Origin of the sequence: Streptomyces vinaceus, assembly GCF_008704935.1 — a bacterium.
Lineage (GTDB): Bacteria > Actinomycetota > Actinomycetes > Streptomycetales > Streptomycetaceae > Streptomyces > Streptomyces vinaceus.
The window spans coordinates 6,891,881-6,909,863 of the sequence record NZ_CP023692.1 but is presented as its reverse complement, the minus strand read 5'-3'; the positions used below and the strand labels follow the sequence as shown (position 1 = coordinate 6,909,863).

Below are 17,983 nucleotides of genomic sequence, written 5' to 3'. Positions count from 1 at the left end.
TTGAACTTCGGGGCGAGCCGTACGAGGGCTGCATATGCTCCCCCCGTACGCACTTCGAACCGTAAGGGGCCGCGTCGTGAGCGTCCGTATCCAACCCTCCTCCCAGGTCGACGACAGCGCAGAACTCGGGGACGGGACCACGATCTGGGATCTGGCGCAGGTACGGGAGGACGCCCGGCTCGGGCGCGACTGCATCGTCGGGCGGGGGGCCTACGTCGGACCCGGCGTACGGATCGGCGACAGCGTGAAGCTCCAGAACTACGCACTCGTCTACGAACCCGCCGTTCTCGGCGACGGGGTGTTCATCGGCCCGGCGGCCGTGCTCACCAACGATTTCTACCCGCGCGCCGTCGACCCCGACGGCAAACAGAAGCGCGGCGGCGACTGGGAGGCCGCCGGTGTCGTGGTCGCCGAAGGGGCCTCGCTGGGAGCCAGGTCGGTGTGTGTGGCCGGGGTGCGGATCGGGCGGTGGGCGCTGGTCGCGGCCGGTGCCGTCGTGTCCCGGGACGTACCGGACTTCGCACTGGTCGCAGGGGTACCGGCCCGCCGCATCGGCTGGGTGGGCCGGGCCGGGGTCCGGCTGGTGGAACGCGAGGGCGAGCCGGGCGTGTGGGAGTGCCCGCGCACCGGCGTGCTGCACGAGGAGCGGGACGGAACGCTGGTCGAAACCCCGCACAAGCGGAACTGACGGCACGTCGGCAATTTAGGTCAGTGGCATTTCCGCAAAACCGCAATCAACGAACATCCATGGGCATACCTTGTCCCTGTACACGGGATCTGAGCAGGCAACAGGCTTTGTTCAGTGGGGGGTTGTACACGACGAGGGCATCGCGGACCAAGTGACGACGGACGGCGCGCAACGCGCCCGCCCGGCGCTGCCGTCCGCGCGTGCTCCGGTCCGGGGCATCGCTGGGGGGATCCAGTGGGCGGCCCCGGACGGTTCGTGCCATCGGGGGGAAACAGACCGCCGGCACGTGCGCCGTCATGCGCGAACCCCTCCGAACGACGGCCGCCGGGTCTGTCCGAGGAACGAATCAGAGGGGGTAGGTGTGTTGGAGCCGAACAGCTCGGACATGCGAAGTGCGCGCAGCACACGGGAAGCCGGGGTGGGGACCCGGTGACCGCAGCACGAGCAGCACGATTAGGAGCACTGGCCCACGAGGACCCTGCGCTGCACGCCCTCGCCGAGCGGCTGCTCGCGCTGGCCGAGGCGGGACTGCCCCAGATGTACGTACCGGGCGCCGAGACCTTCGTGTTCACCCGGGTCGGCACCGTCACCACCGCCGGCGTCCGCCGGATGGAGGCGCGCGGGACGAGCACCCGGTACGCGGCCATCACCGCACTGGGGGCGCGGTTCCTGCCCGAGGACCGGCAGCGCGCGCTGTTCGGCGGCCACGCCGTGGAGGAGTACGCGGGGCTGCTGGTGGAGCGGCTGCCCGAGGTCACGAACCTCGGCGACGCGGCGCTCATCGCCTGGGTGGCCGCGGAGACCGGCCACCCGAAGCTGGCCGACGCCCTCGCGCGGGTGGCCGTACTGGACGTCCCCGGACGGCCCCGGTACACGGTCGAGGCGGCCTGGGTGCTCTCCGCCCTGGCCGCGGCCCGCACCGCGGCGGACGTGGAGGACCGGATCTCGGTCGCCCGCGACCGGCTGCTGGCGGCCAGGGCCCCCGGCAGCCCGCTGTTCCCGCACGCCACCGCTCCGGGCCTCGTCCCGGGGTACCGCTCGCACGTGGCCTGCTTCGCCGACCAGACGTACCCGCTCCAGGCGCTGGCCCGGCTGCACGCGAGCGGCCCGGACCCGGAGGCCCTCGCGGCCGCCGATGCCTGCGCCGCCCGGATCTGCGCGCTCCAGGGCGACGGCGGACAGTGGTGGTGGCACTACGACGCCCGCACGGGCGGCGTGGTGGAGGGCTATCCCGTCTACAGCGTGCACCAGCACGCCATGGCGCCGACCGCCCTGTTCGACCTCGCCGAGGCGGGCGGCACCGACTTCGGCGCCGCCATCCGCAGGGGGCTGCGCTGGATGACGGACGTGCCCGAGATCAGCGGGCCCGACGGCACCCCGCGTGAGCCCATGATCGTCGAGAAGTACGGGGTCACCTGGCGCAAGGTCTACCGCGGCGACCCCGCGAAGGCCGTCCGGGCCGCCCGCGGGCTCACCACCAAGGTGGCCCCGAACGCGCGGCTGGCCCCGCTCGACCGGGCCTTCCGCCCCGATGTCATCGACCGCGAGTGCCGGCCGTACGAGTTCGGCTGGCTGCTCCACGCGTGGCTCGGGGGGCTGGAGAGATGACCCGACGGCAGAACCGCCACGGCCTCCCTTCCCGCCGCACCCTCTTCGGGGTCACGCTCGACGCCCTGACCATGGACGAGACCGTGCAGCGCTGCCTCGACGCGGTGAAGCGCGGCGAGCAGATCGAGATCGGCATGGTCAACGCCGCCAAGCTGGTCAACATGCGCCGCGACCCCCGCCTCGCGGCCGCCGTCTCCGGCTGCGACCTCGTCCTGGCCGACGGCCAGGCCGTGGTCTGGGCCGGCCGCGTCCTCGGTGTCCGGCTGCCCGAACGGGTCGCGGGGATCGACCTGTTCATGCGGCTGCTGGCCGCCGCCGAGAGCGCGGACGTACCCGTGTACCTGCTCGGCGCCCGGCAGGACGTACTCGACCTGATGCTCGGCCGCATCGCGGAGCGCTTCCCGGCGCTGCGCGTCGCCGGCAGCCGCAACGGCTACTTCGACGACGCCGAACAGCCGGAGATCGCCGACGCCGTCGCGGCCAGCGGGGCCCACCTGCTCTTCCTCGGCATGACCTCGCCCAAGAAGGAGATCTTCACCGCCGGGTACGGCAAGCGCACCGGCGCCCACGTCGTGCACGGCGTCGGCGGCTCCTTCGACATCCTGGCCGGCATCACCAAGCGGGCGCCCGTGGTCTGGCAGCGCATGGGCCTCGAATGGTTCTACCGCGCCCTCCAGGAGCCGCGCCGCCTCGGCAAGCGCTACCTCACCACCAACACCGCCTTCCTCGTCATGACGGTCCGCGAGCTCGTCCGCCGTACGCCGTCCGTACTGCCGCCCGCCACATCGTCTGCCGGTTCCGCGAACAGGAGTCACTGATGCGCGTCGTCGTCGTGGGACAGGGATACGTCGGCCTGCCGCTGGCCATCAGGGCCGCCGAGGTCGGACACCAAGTGATCGGGTACGACGTGGACGCCCGGCGGGTCAAGAGCCTCGCCGCCGGCGAATCGTACGTGGAGGACGTCTCCTCCGAACGGCTGACCCGCGCGCTGGAGCGCGGTGCGTACCAGCCCAGTGAACTCGCGCGCGACTGCGGCGGCTTCGACGTCGCGGTCGTCACCGTTCCGACCCCGTTACAGGACGGTGCACCCGACCTGCGCTACATCGAGGAGTCGGCGCACACGCTGGCCCGCTTCCTGCGGCCCGGCGCGACCGTGGTCCTCGAATCCACCACCTACCCGGGCACCACCGAGGAACTGTTCGGACCGATCCTGGAGGACGGTTCGGGCCTCACCGCCGGCGCCGACTTCCACCTCGGCTACAGCCCCGAGCGCATCGACCCCGGCAACACCGTCTGGGGCTTCCAGCAGACGCCCAAGGTCGTCTCCGGCGTGGACGCCCGCTCCCTCAAGGCCGTCGAGACCTTCTACGCGGACCTCGTCGACCAGACGGTGCCGGTGAGCTCGCCCAAGGAGGCCGAGCTGGCCAAGCTGCTGGAGAACACCTTCCGGCACGTGAACATCGCCCTGGTCAACGAGATAGCGATGTTCGCCCGCCACCTCGACATCGACGTGTGGCAGGCCATCGAGGCGGCCTCCAGCAAGCCCTTCGGCTTCATGAAGTTCACCCCCGGACCCGGGGTCGGCGGCCACTGCCTGCCGATCGACCCCTCGTACCTGTCCTGGCGGGTCCAGCGCGAGCTGGGCCAGAGCTTCCGCTTCGTCGAGCTCGCCAACGACATCAACAGCCACATGCCCGAGTACGTGGCGCGCCGCGTCATGGACGCGCTCAACACCAAGCGCCGCTCCGTCAACGGCTCGAAGGTCCTCCTGCTGGGGCTCGCGTACAAGAAGAACACCGGCGACGCGCGCGAATCACCCGCGGTGCGCGTCTCCCAGCTGCTCCTGGACATGGGGGCCAGGGTGCGGGCGGCCGACCCCCACGTGGTGGAGGGCCTCAAGGTCGACTCCCGGCTCGTACGGGTCGAGCCGACGCGCAAGGAGCTGGCCGCGGCCGACGTGGTCGTCCTGCTCACCGACCACGACGCCTTCGACTACGCGATGGTCACCGAGCACGCCTCGTTCGTGCTCGACTGCCGCAACCGGCTCTCCGGACCCACCGTGGAGGTGCTCTGACACCATGCCCAAGCCCAGGATCATCTGCGTGGCCGGAGCGCGGCCCAACTACATGAAGATCAAACCGGTGATGGACGCGCTGGAGCGCCGCGGCGCCGAAGTGGTCCTCGTCCACACCGGGCAGCACTACGACGAGTCCATGAACGACGTCTTCTTCCGCGACCTGGGCATCCGTCCGCCCGACCGGTACCTCGGTGCCGGATCGGGTACGCACGCCCAGCAGACCGGCCGCGTCATGGCGGCCTTCGAGCCGCTGGTCGAGGAACTGGCCCCGGACGCCGTGGTGGTGGTCGGCGACATCAACTCCACCCTCGCCTGCGCCCTGGTCACCGCGAAGGCCGGCCCGCTGCTGGCCCACGTGGAGGCGGGACTGCGCAGCCGGGACTGGAGCATGCCGGAGGAGGTCAACCGGGTCGCCACCGACCGCGTCAGCGACTACCTGCTGGCCCCCTCCCCCGACGCGGCCGCGAACCTGCGGGCGGAGGGGTACCGGGAGGACCAGATCCACGTCGTCGGCAACGTCATGATCGACACCCTGCTCGCCAACCTGGACCGGGCCCGGGCCTCGGACGTCCTGGACCGGTACGGGCTCACCCGGGGCGGGTACGGCCTGGTCACCCTGCACCGGCCGGCCAACGTGGACGACCCCGTCGCCCTGCGCGGCCTGTTGAAGGCGCTGGGCGAGATCGCGGAGCGCTGCCCGCTGCTGCTTCCCGTGCACCCGCGGTCGGCGCAGCGGCTGGAGGAGATCGGGGTGCCCGGCGGGATCCGGCTGGTCCCGGCCGCCGGATACCTGGACTTCATCGCACTCCAGGACGGAGCACGGGTCGTGCTCACCGACTCCGGCGGCGTCCAGGAGGAGACCACCGCCCTCGGCGTGCCCTGCGTGACGCTGCGGGACAACACCGAACGGCCGATCACCGTCGAGGAGGGCACCAATGTCCTCGCGGGGACCGACCCGGCGCGCATCACGGCCGTGGTGGACCGGGTGCTCGACGATCCGCCCGCCCCACGCTGTCCCGAACTCTGGGACGGCCGGGCGAGCGATCGCATCGCGCGGGTCCTGCTGGAGGGCGGGGCCGCGGGGAAGCGGCTGCGGCCCACCGACCTCGCCCCGTAGCCACGGCGGAACCTCAGGAACCGCAGGAACCGCAGGAACCGCAGGCACCGAAGAAGAGCAAGAACCGTAATCCGCACATGAAGACAGCGGCGGCGCGTGGCCGACACGGCGCCGCCGCGAGGGGGAAGACCATGGATCTCGCGGAGATCTGGCGGGTCATGCGCAGGCGCTGGTACGTGCTGCTGCCCGGACTGCTGCTCACGGCCGCACTCGTGGCAGGGGTGTACGTGCTCGTCCCGGTGGAGTACCGGTCGCAGAGCACGGTGACGCTCCTGAACTCGAAGAAGGCCACGGTGGCCTTCGACGGCAACCCCTTCCTGAGCACCCAGGCCTCGCTCACCGGCATGGCCGACGGCCTGGCCCGCAACCTGAACTCCGACGACTCCCGGGCCGACCTCAAGGCCCGGGGCGTCACCGGGGAGTACGAGGCGAAGATCGCCGACAACGCGCAGGGGCCCTTCATGTGGCTGAGCGTCACCGGTACCGATCCGGCCGCCGTCCTGAAGTCGGACCAGGTCTTCACCGCGTACGCCGAGAAGCGGCTCCAGGAGTTCCAGGTCCAGCAGTCGGTGACGCCCGAGGCCATGATCCGCATGGCGACGATCGTCCCGCCCCAGAAGCCGGAGGCGCAGACCAAGACCCGGCTCCAGTACCTGATCATGGCGGGGGCGCTGGGCTTCGTCCTGAGTCTGGTGGCCACGTTCTTCGTGGAGGCCCGGCGCCGCAGGTCCGACAAGCCGGGCCGGCACCGGCCCGCGGCCGCCGAGAGCGCCGGTTCCGACGGGGAGCCCGACGCCGCCGGCTCCGGGGCGAGTGGCTCCCGTACCGCCCGCGCGTCCGCCGGAGCCTCGCCGTGACCGGGACCGGCGCCGGGGTCCGGACTCCGGCCGGAACCCCGCCCGAGCCTGCGCCCGAGGCGCCGTCGCTGGGGCGCAAGGTCGGCTCCGCCGCCCGGTGGAGCCTGGTCAACACCGTGGTCATGCGCCTCGGCAACTTCGCCACCGGCATCGTCCTGGCCCGCTTCTTCCTGGGCCCCGAGGCCTGGGGCGTGTACGGGATCGCCCAGACGGTGCTGCTGGTGCTGCTCTCCGCGAACGAGCTCGGCGTCTCCCTGGCCATCGTGCGCTGGGAGGGCGATCCGCGCCGCTTCGCCCCGACCGTGCTGACCCTGAGCGTGGCCTCCAGCTGCCTGCTGTACGCCGTCCTGTTCGCGGCGGCCCCCGCCGTGGCCCGGGTGCTCGGCTCCCCCGAGGCCTCCGGGATCCTGCGGGTGATGTGCGTGTGCGTGGTCCTCGACGGGCTCTCGCAGGTGCCCGCCGGGTTCCTGACCCGGGAGTTCGCGCAGGGCAGGCGGATGGCCATCGACGCCGTCAACTTCGTGCTGAGCACCGGGGTGACCCTGCTGCTGGCCGTACAGGGGTGGGGCGCGATGAGCTTCGCCTGGGGTTCCGTGGCCGGCAACGCCGCCGCCCTGCTGGGATGCTGCCTCGCCGCGCCCGGCACCCTGCGGTTCGGCTGGGACCGGGAGCAGGCGAAGGCGCTGCTGCGCTTCGGGCTGCCGCTCGCCGGGGCCAGCATGCTCGCCCTCGGTGTCGTCAACGTGGACACCATGGTGGTGGGTTCCGCCCTGGACCAACTGGCCCTCGGGTTCTACGTGCTCGCCTTCAACATCTCCGGCTGGCCGGTGCGCATCATCTCCGAGGCGGCCCGCAGGGTCTCCTTCGCCGGGTTCTCCCGGCTGGCGGACTCGCCGGGGGCGCTGGCCGGGGGGTTCGGCCGAGCCCTGGGCGTGGTGATGACCGGGACCGTGCCGCTGTGCGTGCTGCTGGCCGCCCTGGCCTCGCCGATCGTCGGGCTGGTCTACGGGGACCGCTGGCTGCCCGCGGCCGCCGCGCTGCCCTGGCTGATGGCGCTCGGTCTCGTACGGATCGGCTGCGAGCTGGCGTATGACTGCCTGGTGGCCATCGGCCGGCGCCGCTCGCTCATCGGCGTGCAGGGGCTCTGGCTGGTCGTCCTGGTCCCGGCCCTGGTGATCGGCGCCGGCGCGGGCGGGATCGTGGGCGTGGCCCAGGGGCACGTCCTGGTCGCCTGCGTCGTCGTGGTGCCCGTGTTCCTCTTCGCGCTGCACCGCGGTGGGGTGGGCCTGGGGACCGTGGCGCGGGCCTGCGCCTGGCCCTTCCTCGGCGGGGCCGTGATGGCCGCCGTGGTCCTCGGCCTGGAGCGCCTCGTGGGTGACGGCGTCCTCGCGCTCCTCGCCACCGGCGCCGCGGGCACGCTCGTGTACGTCGTGTGCGTCCTGCCGAGCCGCGGCTTCCTGCGCGGCTCGGCGCGGGCCGCGGGGTAGCCGCGTGGTACGCGACCGCAGGCGTCTTCTGGCCTGGCTGCTGGCCGGGGCCGTCCTGGCCGTCGTACTGGCCCTGTACGACGCCGACCGGACCGGGGTGAGCGAGCCCTCGGCCGGGCCCTGCCCCGACAGCGCCCTCCAGTGCCCCGGCGGCGGCCCCCGGCCGGGGTCCACGCCCTCGCCCTCCGCCGACCCGTCGGCCGATCCGTCCGCGTCGGGCGCTCCGAGCCCGTCCGCCGGTACGGCCACGCCCTCGGGCGCGCCCTCGCCGGGGACGAGCACGGCCCCCGCCGGCGGCCTCTGCTCCTCGCCCGGCGCCTGCGGATTCCCCGACGCCCGGACCACCGGCCCGCGGATCGCGCTGGAGCGGCACGACACGGGCGACATGTCGGTGAAGACCGACGGCACGGTCATCAAGGGCTGGGACATCCGCGGTTCGCTGGACGTCTACGCCAACGACGTCACCGTCATCGACAGCCGGATCACCTCCGCCAACTGGTGGGGGATCAACCTGCGGCCCGGCTTCAGCGGTCTGCGCGTCCTGCACACCACCATCACGGCCGTGCCGGGCAAGGGCCCCGACAACGGCGGCGTCGACTACGCGGTCTCCAACATGGGCGGCAGCTCGATCGAGGTCGGCTGGTGCGACGTCTCCGTGTTCGGCAACGCCCTCTCGATGGGCCAGGGCGACCTCCACGACAACTACGTCCACGACATCGTCCCCTTCCGCAACCAGGGCGGCGAATGGCAGCACACCGACGCCGTCATCAGCGGCGGGGGCAACAAGGGCCGCCTCACCGTCCGCCACAACACCCTCCTGAACCCCGTCCCCGTCCATCAGGGCGCCAGCGCCGCGATCGGGCTCTTCGCGGACACCGGCACCGTGTCCTCCGTGGTGGTGGACGGCAACTGGCTGGCGGGCGGGGCCTACGCGCTGTACGGCGGCGGGCCGGGCGCCACCGGCATCCAGGTCACGGACAACGTGTTCTCCGCCGAGTACCACCCGAACGCCGGCGCCTACGGGCTGGTCACCGCCTGGAACGCGGGCGGCGCCGGGAACGTGTGGCGTGGCAACCGCACGGCCGACGGCCGGCCCGTCGTCCCCGAGCCGTCCCCCTGACGATCGAACCGAGAGGACGTCATGCGCCGCATCGCGCGGGCCCCCTGGGAGCTGCTGAAGCGGACCTTCGGCTGGCTGGTGCTCTTCGAGGCCAGGAACAAGGTCCTGCTCGCCCCCTCCGCCCTGCGGTTGAAGCGTTTCGAGGACGCCGAGACCGCCCGGCTCGCCGCCGTTCTGGGCAGTCCGCCGAGCGCCTTGGTCGCCACGGTGATCGCCACGCACCGGCGGCCCGAGGCGCTGCGCGCGGCGGTCCGCTCGACCCTGGCGCAGAGCGTCGCCGACCAGGTGGTCATCGTGGTCGACGACGGCGCGGGGCTGCCGGAGCTCCCGCAGGATCCAAGGCTGTTCGCGGTGTCGCTGGCACGGAACACGGCCACCGCCGGCGTCGTGCGCAACGTGGGGATACGGCTGACCCGCTCGCGGTACGTGGCCTTCCTGGACGACGACAACCTGTGGGAGCCCGACCACCTGGAGCAGGCCGTCGCGGTGCTGGAGCCGCCCGGCGGGCCGGAGGCGGTGTACACGGCGCTGCGCCGGGTGCTGCCCGACGGCTCCGAACGGGACGTGCTGTCCGTGCCGTTCGACCGTCGCCGGGCCGCTCACGAGGCCTTCCTCGACACCAACGCCTTCGTGGCGCGCCGCACCCGGTCCCTGTACTTCAGCCGGCTGCGGCGCACCCCCGAGGTGCTGCCGCGCGAGGACTGGGAGCTCGTACGGCGCTACGCGCGCCGCCACGAGGTCCGCCACGTCCCCCGGGCCACGGTCCGCTACCTGGTCAACCCGGAGAGCTTCTACACCGCCTGGGACGGGCACGCGCCCACCGGGTGAGCCGGCCTCCGGTGGAAGGCCGGCCCGGGCCCGGTCCGGGCCCCGTTCAGGGGCCGGGTGTCGCGCGCAGGGCGGACGGGGTGGCCAGGGCCCTCGCCGCCGCCCGGCTCGCGGGCCTGCCGAGGGCGGCCCGGGAGGTCTCGCGCAGCAGTACCGCCCCGCGGAAGGCCGCGGTCGCCGCGGCTCCGTGCCGGCGGCCGTAGAGCCGTACGCGGTTGAGGGTGAGCAGGGTCCACAGCCGGGGCGACACCTGCGAGTCCCCGCCGAGGTGGACGGCGCGGGCGGCGGGTTCGAGCCGGGTGGCGAAGCCGCGGTCCCCGGCGCGCAGGCAGTACTCGGTCTCCTCCGAGTAGAGGAAGAAGGACTCGTCCCAGGCCCCGCAGGCGTCCAGGCAGTCCCGGGAGAGGGCCATGAGAGCGCCGGTCGCCCAGTCGGCGACGGTCGCCCGCTCGTAGGCGGCCGGGTCGGTGACCAGCTCGCTCCAGCGCGGGAAGCGCCCGGCCCGGCGGTTGCCGATCACCGCCTCACCCAGGGCCCGGGTCACGCGCGATTCGCGGCGCAGCGAGTGCTGGAGGGTGCCGTCCTCCTCGTACAGCAGGGGGACGCTGATCCCGACGCGGCGGCCGCCGGACAGGGGGGCGTCGAGCGCGTCGACGAGGAGCGCGGCGCAGCCGCGTCGCATCCGTACGTCCGGGTTGCACACGAGGGCGGCGCGGAAGCCGCCCTCCCAGCCGGCGGCGGCCTCCAGGGCGGCGTTCACCCCGGCCGCGTACCCGGCGTTGCGGCCGGTCTGGACGACCGCGGCCCCGGGTGCCAGCGAGCGGACGACGTCGACGGTGCCGTCGGCGGAGTCGTTGTCGGCGACGACCAGGCGCCAGTCGAGCCCGGCCATGCCCTCGGGCAGGGACGCGAGGAACTCGGGCAGCACCCGGGCGCTGTTCCAGGTGACGACGAGGACGGCTACGGGACCGGCTACGGGACCGGCTGCGCGAGCTCGGTCCGGGTCTCGGCGGGAGGACATGGGGACTCCACGGTTCGGGGCTCCTGCGGCGCGCCGCGCCGGATGAAGCCGAGGTAACTGCCTCCGGCGGCGATCGTCAGGAAGAACATCCCCGCGAACATCGGGAAGCTGAGGGCGTCGAAGGTGGCGCTGCTGACGAGGGCGACGAGGGCGGAGGCGAAGAACGCCTGGCCGAGCTCCCGTTCGGACTCGTCGGCGGCGAGGCGGCGGATGGCGCCGCCCTGGTGGATTCCGGTGAGGAACAGCGCCAGCAGGGCGAGCAGGCCGAGCAGGCCCATCTCCGCCAGGGTGAGCATGTACTGGTTGTCGGTGAAGAAGTAGAGGTCGGGCGTGAAGGTCCCCAGGCCCCGCCCGAACAGCGGGCGCTCCTCCAAGTAGGGGACGATCGCGCTGTACTTGACGGTCCGGGCCTGGGTGCTGCTGTCGGAGTTCGACAGGAAGGAGCTGAAGAGGGTGGTGATGGTGCCGATCAGCCCGGGTACGGCGACCTTGAAGCAGGCCACGGAACCCAGCAGCAGGCCGATCGCGGTCCAGCGGCGCTGCGGCTTCCACCGCGGGACCATCACCAGGACCACGATGAGCGCCCCGATGATGGAGGTCCGGGACACGGTCAGCGGCAGCGCCCCGCCCATCAGGACCACCGGCCCCCAGCGCCGCCGGCGGCTGAGGTGGGCACGGACGGGGTCGAAGGCCTGCTGGACGGCGAAGGGCAGCATCAGGGCGAGCATGCCGCCGAACTCCAGGGGCTGGGCGGTGGTGGAACGCGGCCGGGTGAACGCCCCGCGGTCGAGGGTGGTGATCTGCGCGACGCTGGACTGGAGTCCGGGGATGCTGATGTGTTCGGCGATGTTGGTCGCGGTGAAGAAGTCGTAGTAGCCGATGGCGGCCACCACCGAGCCCATCACCACGGCCCGCCGCAGCAGCACGTCGAGGCGGGCCCGGTCCTGGACGCCGGCGGAGACCAGCACCACGATCGACACCCAGACGAGCAGTCCGATCAGCCCGCGGTCCGCGCCGAGCACCTCCTTGTGGGTGCTGCCCCGGGTGGCGTTCCCGAGGTACGAGGCCAGTACGGAGACGGCCAGCAGCCACATCACGACCCGGGGCAGCCGGGTGCCCGGGGCCGGGCGGATCCGGCCGGTCAGCCAGGTCGCCAGGTACCAGAACAGGCACAGGAGCGCGAACACGTTGGCCGGGGTGCCGACCCCGCCCATGCCCGGCAGGGTCAGGTTCGAGGGGATGAAGAAGGCCAGCCCCAGGTAGCCGCTGAGCAGCGCCGTCGCGTCGGGCCGGCGGCCCGGCAGCCTCCTCCTGCGGGCGCGCGCCCCGGCCTCGGCGGCGGCCTCGCGCCTGCGGCGGCGGGCCACCAGCAGGGTCTCGGCCACGAAGGAGAGGGTGAAGCCCGCGGTCACTCCCGCGATGACCACCGCCAGCACCTGCTGGTAGCGGCTCTTGAGCTGGGGCACCGGGGTCTGCGGCAGCACCACGGGGGCCGTCTGGACGAAGTACGCGGGCTGCACCTTGGCCGCCGCCTGGAGCGCGTTGAGCTGTTCGCCGGCGAAGGCGGTGAGCGTACTGGTCTCCTTGAGCACCTTCGCCCGGTCGGTGCCGGTGACGGTCAGCGTGAGCATCGGGCCGGAGGTGTTCGCGGCGAAGCCGACCGTATAGGGGTCGCTCACGCCGAGGCCGTGCAGGTCACGCGCCGCGTCGGCCCCGGACAGGGTCCGGATCAGCACGTCGGCGGTCACCACGAGCGAACCGCCCGCGTTCGAGATGGGGTTGCCGAAGGCGGGGGCCAGTTCGGCCACGGCCGTGGAGTCGAGCAGTGCCACCGAGCTCTGCGACTGGTACGCCACGGGCACCGAGCGGTACAGGTGCAGGCCCGCGAGGAGTCCGATGACCGTCAGGGGCACCATCACGTACCAGCGGCGCCGCAGCACGGCGGCTATCTCACCGATGCTCACGAATGCCCCCTTGCGCCTGCCGGAACCGATGGCGGGCCGACCGGCGTCCTGGAAAGATCGAACGCGACGGAAGGAATCCTGTGTCGCCTGGTGAGTTGTTCCGCACGCTTCGCCGCCGCTGGTACGTCCTGGTCCTGGTGGCGGCGGTGGCGGCCGCCGGCGCCCTGCAGGTCCTCCGCCCCGGCCAGACGTACGTGAGCTCGGCCATCGTCGTGCTCAAGCCGCCGGTGACCGGCAGCCAGCCCAATCAGCTGGCCAATCTCCAGCCCCCGCTGGCCGCCGTCTCGTACGCGGCGGTGCAGCAGCTGGAATCGCCTGCCGGGGCGGCCGAGTTGCGCGCCGCGGGGGTGGCCGGCACCTACCGGCTGATGCCCCGCAACAGCGGCACCAGCGTTACCCCCCGCTATCTGATCCCCTCGCTCCAGGTGCAGGCGGAGCACGCGGATCCGGCCTCCGCCAACCTGGCCGTGCTGAAGGTCGTCGAGGCGTACACGAAGCGCATCGCGGCCATGCAGGCCGAGCAGCAGATCCCGGAGAAGGCGCGGATGAGCGTGACCCTGCTCGTGCCGCCGACCGCGGTGGCCCGGACGGGCACCAAGAGCCGGGCGCTGGCCGGGACGGCGCTGCTGGCCGGGGTCTGCGCGGTGGCCGCGGCGCTGTGGACCGATCGGCTCGTGATGCGCCGGAACCGGCGCCGGCGCGAGAGCGCCGGCGCCGGTCCGGTGGACGAACACGGGGCGCGGAGCCTGATCCCCGTGGCCGCGGGGGCCCGCTGAGGAAGCGGGCCGCCGGGCCGTCGAGCCCCCGCAACGGGGCCGGTGGTGCAGTTGGTGCTTGTGGTGCTGCTGGTTCATCAAATCCCTCGGCGTTTCCAGGACTGCCACCAGAGCCACTCGCGCCCCCGGTCGGCGACGGCCGAGAGCACGAGCGGCTGGAGGTACGGCATCGCACGGGCTCCGATCCGCCGCCGCCTGCGCAGCGCCCGGTACTCGGGGAGCCCGGTGTACTGCGGCAGACAGGTGGCGGCGAACGCCTCCAGCTCCTCGACCGGGACCACCCCGGTGCGCCCACGGTCGTACGCCCGGTAGGCGCGCCGCAGCGCGTACCGGGCGAGCCGGGTCCGCGCCAGGGCCGACAGCCGGCCGGCGTCGGGGAGCAGGCCGGCGCACTTGTCCAGGACCGAGTCGAAGGCGACGAGGCGCTGGCGCAGGTCATCGAGCTGACCGCCGAAGTCGGTGGTGGACATGTTGTTGCCGTGGACCCGGTAGAAGGCCTGGTCGGCCCCGCGCACGTAGCCCACGTCGGCGTGCGCCGCGAGCCGCATCCACATCTCGATGTCGCCGGCGTGCGGGAGCTCCGGGTCGTAGCCGCCGACCTTGCGCTGGAGGCTGGTACGGACGACCACCTCGGGCGAGGTGATGCAGCCGGTGCCCTCCCGGAACCGCCGCTCCAGCCACCACCGTCCGGGGTAGACCACCGAGCCGGTGCTGCGGGTGCGGGCCGCGGGCAGCGGCCCGCCGTGCCGGAACCGCAGCGGCCGGCCGTAGGCGAATCCGGCCTCGGGGTGGGCGTCGAGCAGGGCCGCGGCGCGCACCAGGGCTCCGGGGACCAGCCGGTCGTCGGCCGACAGGAGGGCGACGTAGTCCCCGTCGGCCCATTCCAGCAGGCCCTCGTTGTAGGTGACGATGTGGCCCTGGTTCTTCTCGTGGACCCGTACCTCGATCCGCGGGTCGGCGGCGGCCAGGGCCCGTGCCACGTCCGCGGAGTCGTCGGGCGAGGCGTCGTCGATGATCAGTACGCGGACGTCGACGCCCGGCTGCTCGTCCAGGACGCTCTTGACGCAGTCGGCCAGGAAGTGGCCGTACTTGTAGCAGGGGATGACCACGCTGACGGTGCTCACTGGCCGCTCACCTCCGTCGAGCCCTCCGCCGCGAGCCCGTTCGGCACGGTGGTGGTGAAGACCGGGCCGACCCAGTAGTTCACGGAGCCGAAGGTGTTGGTCGGGAAGGCGTTGGAAGCACCGTACTTGTAGAGGCCGTTGGCGCCGCCGCTGCCGTCGGCCGGGGCGACCAGCGGGTAGGAGCGGTGCGCGGCCGTGAAGTAGCCGCCGTCCACCGAGTACTTGCCGTTCGGGGCGTGGTAGGAGGCGATGTAGCTGGTGCCCGCGGTGATGGGTACCGGGGTGGTGAAGTGGAGCTGCTGCCAGCCGGACAGGGTCTCGCTGCCGAAGGTGCCGGTGGCGAGGAGGGTGCCGGTGGCCGACCAGAGGCTGCCGGTGTGCGTGCCGGTGTTGCCGGGTCCCTTGTAGAAGGTGATGCCGGTGACGTAGCCGCTGACCGCGGACTGGAAGCGGGTGCCCAGTTCCACGGAGTTGGTGTCGTCGTTGACGTTGGCGGTGCTGGGCTCCGCGGTCGCCCCCCACAGCGTGCACGGGCAGTTCACCGTGGGCGGGCTCGCGCTGGTGGTGAAGGTCCAGGTGACCGGTGCGGCCATGGTGTTGCCCCACAGGTCCGCCGCCTGCACGGAGGCGGTGTAGGTGGTGTTCAGCACGAGCTCGGTGGACGGGGTGAAGGTGGCGCTGTTGGATGCGGTGAGGACCTTGCTGCCCGGGACGGCGGCGCCACCCGGGTCCTTCAGGGTGAAGGCGAGGGTGTCGGAGTCGATGCCCTCGCTGAAGGTGGCCTTGACCGCGGAGGTGATCGCGGTGCCCGTGGCGGCGGACTGCGGGCTGATCGTGGTGACGGTGGGCGGGACGGTGCTCGCGGTGGAGGTGTCCAGGACCGCGTCGACCCAGTAGTTGCTGCCGGAGGCAGCCGTGGACGGGAACCCGCCGGTGGCGCTGTACCGGTAGACGCCGTTGCCCCCGTCGGTACCGCTGCGCAGCGCCGTCAGCGGGGCGAGGCCCGCGTCGGCGGAGGCGAAGGTGTTGTCGAAGGAGTACCCGCCGTTCGGGGCGAAGTAGGAGGCGACGTAGGTGGTGTTGGCCTTGATCGGGACCGGTGAGGAGAAGTTGAGCTGCTGCCAGCCGGACGCCGTCTCGTTGGTGAAGGCGCCGGTGGCCAGGCGCTGGCCCGAGCTGCTCCACAGGCTGCCGGTGTGCGTTCCGGTGTTGGCCGGCGACTTGTAGAAGCGGACTCCGGTGATCGAGCCGGGCGCCGAGGAGCGGATCTTCACGCCGAGTTCGACGGCGCTGCCGTCACCGGCGTTGACGGTGCCCGGTACGGCCGCGGCCGGCCAGACGGTGCAGGGGCACTGCTGGGGTCCCACGGTCAGCGGCACGGTGGTGGTGGCGCCGATGTTGACGCTGTCGTCCACCGCGCGGACCTTGATCTGTACGGATCCGGGGGCGGTCGGGGTCCACTTGTAGTTCCAGGAACCGACGCCGGTGGCCGCCTTCCAGGTGGTGCCGCCGTCGGTGGAGACCTCCACGCGGGCCACCACGCCGCCGCCGCTGTCGGTCGCCGTGCCGGTGATGGTCACCGGGCGCAGTGCGGGGACGGTGGCGCCCGCCGCCGGGCTGGTGACGGTGATGGCGGGTCCCGTGGTGTCCGTGGAGGCGGCCGCGGCGACCAGGTTGGTCTGCAGGGACTTGGGCTGGACGCCCATGTCCGCGAAGACGTTCACCGTGGCCTGCTGCATGCGCTTGTCCTCGGTGACCACCGTGTCGTCGGGATTGCCCGTCGGCATGTTGGTCAGGCCCCAGGACCACTGCACGGTGCCCGCGCCGAAGACCAGGGCGCGCGAGGTCGGGTCGCGGAAGGCCACCAGGCTGTGCGTCGCGGTGCCGTTGCCGTACGTGTTTCCGTAGTCGAGGCGGAGTTTGCCGTCGTTGATGTCGACCGTCGTGGAGGACATCGCGATCTGCCCGGGCGGGCGCGCCGCGTCCTCCACGTCGCTGTCCCACTCGTAGCCGAGCGTGCCGGCCGGGAAGGTGGCGGTCTGGGAGGGGCTCAGGTTCGCGACGGTGGTGCCCCGCCACAGCCGCATCTTGGCGAAGGCGCCCGGCACGGTGATCGCGTCGCTGCGGTAGCCGTTCACACTGAACAGCGAGCCGGTCAGCTGGTTCTGCGGCTGGTAGGGCCGCCCGTTCGTGGAGCTGGCCGGGTCCATGAAGGTGCCCGTCCAGATCCCGCTCGGGTCGGGGATGCCGTTGGGCTGGGGAAAGGAGAGCTTGGTCTCCTTGTAGCAGACCAGCGTCCGGTTGGCCGTGGCCGCGCCGTCGATGCTGGGCGCGAGCCGGGTCTTCCAGAAGACCTCGTTGCCGCTGAAGTAGGTCTGGTGGACCCCGGCCCGGCGTGCGTTCAGCGCATTGGTGAACTGGTCCTGGGTCCAGTACTCGTCGTGGCCCGAGGACATGAAGACCTTGTGGTTGCCGAGCTGGGTGGCGCCGCGGGTCGACATGTCGATGCCGGACATGTAGCTCACGTCGTACCCGTTGCGCTCCAGCCAGGAGATCATCTGGTATTCGGACCCGTAGATCCCGTTCTCACCGCCGATGTCCATCGGCCGGTTGTAGCTGACCTCGTAGGCCCGGCCGTCCGGGGCGGGTCCCCCGCCGTCGTACAGGTCCTGGCCGCCGTAGTTGTTGTACGCCTGCCAGGTCTGGTCGCTGGTCTGCACGACGATGTCGGAGTGGCCGGAGTCGTTGCGCACGACGAACGGATACGGCATCACCCCGTTGCCGTCCGCCTGGTCGAGGTTGGCGATGTAGAGGCCGGACACGGCATCGGCCGGTACGGTCCACGTGGCGGTCACGGGCCAGTTCCCGCAGTCCACCAGGCCGGTGGCGGCCTTGGTGGTGCAGCTGCGCGGGTTCCCGCCGGCCGGGAAGTTCGCCGGGTAGGTCTGGGCCGCCTGCGCCGCGGTCGACATCAGGCGGGCCCCGTCACCCCCGTAGTGGCCCAGCCGGTAGACCGACACCCGGTAGGGGGTCGGCGACTGCACCTTGAACTGCACCGTCTCGCCCGCCTGGACGCTCATCTGGGCGCTGAAGCCCTTGATGTCCCCGTAGGCGCTGGGCGCGAACCAGTCGGACATCGGCGTGCCCGGCTTGGAGTTCTCGCACACGATCGCGTTCGTGCCGGGACCGCAGGGGTCTGCCGCACCCGCCACCGAGGACGGGGGTAAGACCGTGGCCATCAGGGCGGCGACCACGGTGAAGAGGCCGTACCGGAGCAACCTTGTCCGTCTGTTCATCTGTACCTCTTTTTTGTGCG

At 72.3% G+C, this 17,983-nt stretch carries 14 protein-coding genes; 10 read left to right on the top strand and 4 right to left on the bottom strand.

Annotation, left to right across the window (positions count from 1 at the left end):
• The first annotated feature begins 76 nt into the window (after window positions 1–76).
• The 9 genes from CP980_RS31155 (at window position 77) to CP980_RS31115 (ending at window position 9,782) form a co-directional block, all read left to right on the top strand.
• Window positions 77–688 carry an acyltransferase gene (locus CP980_RS31155; RefSeq protein ID WP_099888193.1) on the top strand — a complete coding sequence of 204 codons (612 nt, stop codon included), beginning with the start codon at window positions 77–79 and terminating at the stop codon, window positions 686–688.
• Window positions 689–1,117: 429 nt separating this feature from the next.
• On the top strand, window positions 1,118–2,296 hold the full coding sequence (locus CP980_RS31150) for a hypothetical protein (RefSeq protein ID WP_150529627.1): 1,179 nt from the start codon (window positions 1,118–1,120) through the stop codon (window positions 2,294–2,296).
• Entirely contained in the window at window positions 2,293–3,114 is an 822-nt protein-coding gene (locus tag CP980_RS31145) for a WecB/TagA/CpsF family glycosyltransferase (RefSeq protein ID WP_150529626.1), read from the top strand. The genes CP980_RS31150 and CP980_RS31145 overlap by 4 nt, the downstream gene beginning before the upstream one ends.
• Window positions 3,114–4,370, top strand: a complete 1,257-nt coding sequence (locus CP980_RS31140) for a nucleotide sugar dehydrogenase (RefSeq protein WP_150529625.1) — start codon at window positions 3,114–3,116, stop codon at window positions 4,368–4,370. The genes CP980_RS31145 and CP980_RS31140 overlap by 1 nt, the downstream gene beginning before the upstream one ends.
• A 4-nt stretch (window positions 4,371–4,374) precedes the next feature.
• Entirely contained in the window at window positions 4,375–5,490 is a 1,116-nt protein-coding gene (wecB, locus tag CP980_RS31135) for a non-hydrolyzing UDP-N-acetylglucosamine 2-epimerase (protein WP_123510946.1), read from the top strand.
• Between the two features lie 131 nt (window positions 5,491–5,621).
• Window positions 5,622–6,347: a YveK family protein gene (locus tag CP980_RS31130; RefSeq protein ID WP_229907013.1), complete on the top strand. Its 726-nt coding sequence runs from the start codon at window positions 5,622–5,624 to the stop codon at window positions 6,345–6,347.
• Entirely contained in the window at window positions 6,344–7,834 is a 1,491-nt protein-coding gene (locus CP980_RS31125; protein ID WP_229907012.1) for an oligosaccharide flippase family protein, read from the top strand. Before CP980_RS31130 ends, CP980_RS31125 begins: the two co-directional genes overlap by 4 nt.
• Before the next feature lie 4 nt (window positions 7,835–7,838).
• Window positions 7,839–8,954, top strand: a complete 1,116-nt coding sequence (locus CP980_RS31120) for a hypothetical protein (RefSeq protein ID WP_150529624.1) — start codon at window positions 7,839–7,841, stop codon at window positions 8,952–8,954.
• Window positions 8,955–8,975: 21 nt separating this feature from the next.
• Complete coding sequence (locus CP980_RS31115; protein ID WP_150529623.1) at window positions 8,976–9,782, top strand: glycosyltransferase family 2 protein; 807 nt, start codon at window positions 8,976–8,978, stop codon at window positions 9,780–9,782.
• A 46-nt stretch (window positions 9,783–9,828) separates the two neighbouring features.
• Here CP980_RS31115 and CP980_RS31110 read toward each other — a convergent pair whose 3' ends face one another.
• Both CP980_RS31110 and CP980_RS31105 read right to left on the bottom strand, forming a co-directional pair.
• A complete protein-coding gene (locus CP980_RS31110) occupies window positions 9,829–10,803 on the bottom strand; it encodes a glycosyltransferase (protein ID WP_150529622.1) in 975 nt (324 codons plus the stop codon).
• A complete protein-coding gene (locus tag CP980_RS31105) occupies window positions 10,755–12,767 on the bottom strand; it encodes an O-antigen ligase family protein (RefSeq protein WP_150529621.1) in 2,013 nt (670 codons plus the stop codon). The genes CP980_RS31110 and CP980_RS31105 overlap by 49 nt, the downstream gene beginning before the upstream one ends.
• Window positions 12,768–12,862: 95 nt before the next feature.
• On the opposite strand from CP980_RS31105, the gene CP980_RS31100 reads away from it, so the two are divergent.
• Window positions 12,863–13,543 (top strand): hypothetical protein, encoded by a 681-nt coding sequence (locus CP980_RS31100; protein ID WP_207917804.1) that lies wholly within the window; start codon window positions 12,863–12,865, stop codon window positions 13,541–13,543.
• Window positions 13,544–13,620: 77 nt separating this feature from the next.
• On the opposite strand, the gene CP980_RS31095 is transcribed toward CP980_RS31100, so the two are convergent.
• A complete protein-coding gene (locus CP980_RS31095) occupies window positions 13,621–14,667 on the bottom strand; it encodes a glycosyltransferase (protein ID WP_150529620.1) in 1,047 nt (348 codons plus the stop codon).
• A complete protein-coding gene (locus CP980_RS31090) occupies window positions 14,664–17,963 on the bottom strand; it encodes a DUF4082 domain-containing protein (protein WP_150529619.1) in 3,300 nt (1,099 codons plus the stop codon). Before CP980_RS31090 ends, CP980_RS31095 begins: the two co-directional genes overlap by 4 nt.
• Window positions 17,964–17,983: the final 20 nt, after the last annotated feature.